This window comes from bacterium, assembly GCA_040755795.1.
Classification (GTDB): domain Bacteria; phylum UBA9089; class CG2-30-40-21; order CG2-30-40-21; family SBAY01; genus JBFLXS01.
The window spans coordinates 1-3,088 of sequence record JBFLXS010000164.1 but is presented as its reverse complement, the minus strand read 5'-3'; the positions used below and the strand labels follow the sequence as shown (position 1 = coordinate 3,088).

The 3,088-nt window shown below is 33.3% G+C and carries 4 protein-coding genes; all 4 read left to right on the top strand.

Translation table 11 applies throughout. The features are described 5' to 3' along the window. A partial coding sequence (locus AB1414_11280; GenBank protein MEW6608013.1) for a zf-TFIIB domain-containing protein occupies nucleotides 1-887 on the top strand: 887 nt, incomplete at its 5' end. A 41-nt stretch (nucleotides 888-928) separates the two neighbouring features. Next, nucleotides 929-1,054 carry an alpha/beta hydrolase gene (locus AB1414_11275; protein ID MEW6608012.1) on the top strand — a complete coding sequence of 42 codons (126 nt, stop codon included), beginning with the start codon at nucleotides 929-931 and terminating at the stop codon, nucleotides 1,052-1,054. 14 nt (nucleotides 1,055-1,068) lie between these two features. Then, a complete protein-coding gene (locus AB1414_11270; GenBank protein MEW6608011.1) occupies nucleotides 1,069-2,814 on the top strand; it encodes a glycosyltransferase family 39 protein in 1,746 nt (581 codons plus the stop codon). Nucleotides 2,815-2,858: 44 nt separating this feature from the next. Then, nucleotides 2,859-3,088: GxxExxY protein (locus AB1414_11265; GenBank protein MEW6608010.1), on the top strand; the 230-nt coding region annotated here is incomplete at its 3' end.

Genomic DNA, 3,088 nt, shown 5'->3' with positions numbered 1-3,088 from the left:
TGATTGATTCCTGTAATAACTGCGGCGGGAATTGGTTAGATTATGGAGAATTAAGCCCCATAATAGATAGAAGACAAACACCTTTTAGTGAAGAAGAAAGAATTACTACCTTTCAGTCTATTGGAGTAGATGCAGGAAAAGGTAAAATCCATAACTGTCCTAAATGTGGTTCACAGATGCAAAAGTTTAATTACGCCATTAATACTGGGGTTATACTCGACCGATGTCCTCAAAAAGATGGATTATGGTTTAATCAAGGTGAGTTAGAAAAGATTCAGATAGTTATGGAAGAACATGATAATTCATTAGAAAGAATAGAGCAGACTCATGAGAAGGATGTTTTATTAGGAACAAAAGATTGCCCTCGATGTCATAAGCAATTAATGGAGATAGATTACGAAGGCATAAAAACTGATTTGTGTAAAATTTGCGGTGGTATCTGGTGTGATAGCGATGAACTCTATCAAATACTCAAAATCAGAGAGAAAAAGTTCACTCAAGAGCATTTCCCCGAAATAACCGCAAACAAAGAAGACGCTAAAATCTCCCGTTCCCATGAATTGGTTGATACTCTCTCCTGCCCAATCTGTGGACATCTAATGGAACGGGTAAATTATAGCTATACCTCAGGAGTGATAATTGACCACTGTAGAAAAAATCACGGTATCTGGCTCGATAAGGATGAATTAGAAAAGTTACAGGTCTTTGTGGAGAGAGGTGAAGGTAAGGAAGATGAGTATTTGACTAACTATATTCATAAATTACAAGAAATAGAGACGGAAGCAATGATAAAGGAAGAAGAGGCGATAAAATCAATTAAAGTGTCAAGATTGCCTATAATTAATAGATTTATCCAGGCATTAGCAAGAAAAGGGATTTTTGATTAGAAGAGTTAATGGGTTAATTAGTAACTGGTGATTGGTAACTAATTACCAATTACCAATTACCAGTTACCAGTTACCAATTACCAGTTACCAGTTACCAATTACCAGTTACCAGTTACCAATTACCAGTTACCAATTACCATTTACCATTTACCATTTACCAAACATAAGGAAGATATTAATAATGTTTATTATCCAGATACTTATTCTATTTATTTTATTTTATCTACCAGGTTATTTGATTTCAAGCAAGAAATTTCAAGGTGAAGAAAGATTTTGCTTTTCATTTGGCTTTTCTATCCTGATGTATGCAGGACTGGCTGTTGTTCTTCATCTCTTTAAAATTCCAATCCTGTGGTCATTAGCCATTTTCCCTTTGTCTTTTATCACCTTATTTTTTAGAAGACCAGATTTTAATATTCCGGGAAATTTATTACTTATTTTTGGGATAACTTTAATCCTCTACGCAAGTGTGTCAACGGTATCAAAATTTCCCATAACCGGGGATTCATATTGGCATATCTCACTTGCAAAAAGTTTTTTAACCGATAAAACCTGGGTAGTATTACCGTTTACGGAGAGTTATTGGTCAGGAATTGATAAGGCATTTTATGCCCAATATAGACCGCCACTATTTAATTTAATTTTAGGTTTTGTTTTCTCTATATTTGGTCAATCTTTTGAAGTGGCAAAATTGGTTGTAGTATTATTTATTGTTTCAATACTTTTACCAATTTACCTTATTGCTAAAAAATTATATAGTGAAAAGTGTGCCATTTACTCAACTATACTTCTAATAACCATAAATCCTTGTTTCCTGGCAAGTTCCTTTGAGATAACTGGTCCTTCTTCTTGTGTATATTTTTCCCTGTGCCTTTTTTATCTTTATCTAAAAAGAGATTGGAATTATGTTGCAATTATAGGAGCAGGCTCTTATCTTTTACATCCGGCTTCTTTATTCCTGATTTTATCATTAATTTTAATTGAATTAATTAGGGATAGGAAGGTAATATTTGAGGTTATAAAAAATAGGAAGATACAAATAAAGGCGTCATATTTCTATCCAATATTTATCTTTTTATTGCTCATATCTCCGTGGCTCATAAGGAATTATTTAATCTTTGGGAATCCTGTCCATACATCTGGTAAATATATCTCAATCACGAGAACATGGCAAGAACTCCTGACCCTCAATCCTCCAACACTTAAATCCTATCTTGAATTTATATTGAATCCCATCACCTTTCTTCAGACTAAAATAGGGAGTCTCTACCTGACCTTTTTGCCCAGACCATATTCAATTACATTTTCAACCTGGGATATGCAGGCTCTCTGGAATCCTGTAAGACTAAATGCGGCACTTGCAGGATTTCTATCATACCCTTTATTGGTAGTAGTCCTCTATGGTATAATCAAATGGTCAACAAAACTAATTCCATCTTTATTTTATTTAGGATTGATAATCTGTTTATGTGTATCGGGACCACGGGCAGGATATACAGGCTTTTTAATATCACAGTGTGTATTATTAGGGATATTTGGAATAAATATAATCATAAATAGAAAAATACTTATTTCTCTTATCGGTATTATTTTAATCTTGCAGTCTATATATGTTGTTTATGACAGATACAGCCAAAAGGAGATTCCAGAACAAAAATTATATTCCTGGATTAAAAATAATACAGGGTCAGATGAAAAGATTATGATTTGCGATGCCCATGCCATTGCTTATTGGACTGGTAGAAAAGGATTCACTACTCCTAATGAAAATATGGAGACTATTTTATATTGTATCAAAAAATGGAATATTGATTACTTCATTGTTGGCGAGCCAGATCTAAGGCTAAGAAATATTGATATTAATAGGGTTGAAAAAGAATATAAATTTTTGGCAGAAACAGTTGGATATAGAATATATAAGATTTGAAACTATTTACCCAAATGAAGTGTAACAAAGGAGAAGAGGGGAATATGGAGAAATCGAGAGAAGATGAATTAACTGATAAAATCATTGGTGCTTGTATCAATGTTCACAAGGAGTTAGGGCCTGGTTTTTTAGAGAGTGTTTATCACAATGCTTTGAGAGTTGAACTTGCAAGACAAAATTTGGCTTTTGAATCAGAGAAAGAAATCAAAATTTTCTATCAGGATGTTGAGGTTGGTATTCATAGACTTGATCTTTTTGTTGAAGGTGAAATTGT

Coding starts and splice junctions, on each gene's coding strand:
- AB1414_11270 (MEW6608011.1), top strand. CDS start 1,069: ATGTTTATTATCCAGATACTTATTCTATTTATTTTATTTTATCTACCA.